Below are 535 nucleotides of genomic sequence, written 5' to 3' on the forward strand. Positions count from 1 at the left end.
CTGCCGCACGGCCGGTACGCGCCCGTCTCGTCGCCGCAGGGCTCGCGCTGCTGCCGCTCGCCGCACTGCCCGACCTGGCCTGGGGCGTCGGGGGCCAGCTGGGGGTCAGCCACTACCCGGACGACTGGTACGAGGCGCGGGAGCGGGTGGCGTCCCTGCCGACGCGCGGGGACGTGCTGGTGCTGCCGTTCTCGTCGTACCGCAGCCCGTCCTGGAACGACGGCCGGCCGGTGCTGGACCCGCTCGGGCGGATGTTCGACCGCGACACCGTCGTCTCGGACGACCTGTACGTGTCGGGGCGCCGCATCGCCGGCGAGGACCCGCGCGCCGCCGAGGTCGCCGAGGTGCTGGCCGGTGACTGGACGCAGGACGACCTCGCGGCCCTGGGCATCGGCGCCGTGGTGGTCAACGGCTCGGCGCCGGGCGCGGACGAGCTGCCGTACGAGCGGCTGGCCACCCTGCGGCGGCTGGGGGGCGGGGACGTGAAGGTCTACGCGGTCGAGGGCGCCGTGCCGCCGCAGGTGCCGCGCAGCTG

Annotated in this window: 1 pseudogene; it reads left to right on the forward strand. The window is 76.8% G+C overall.

Annotated features, from left to right (window positions below):
• Positions 1–535, forward strand: a pseudogene (locus AC2W7G_RS18320) (hypothetical protein); the annotation flags it as partial.

The sequence above is a fragment of the Aeromicrobium sp. PFPM2_SD2 genome (assembly GCF_057364525.1).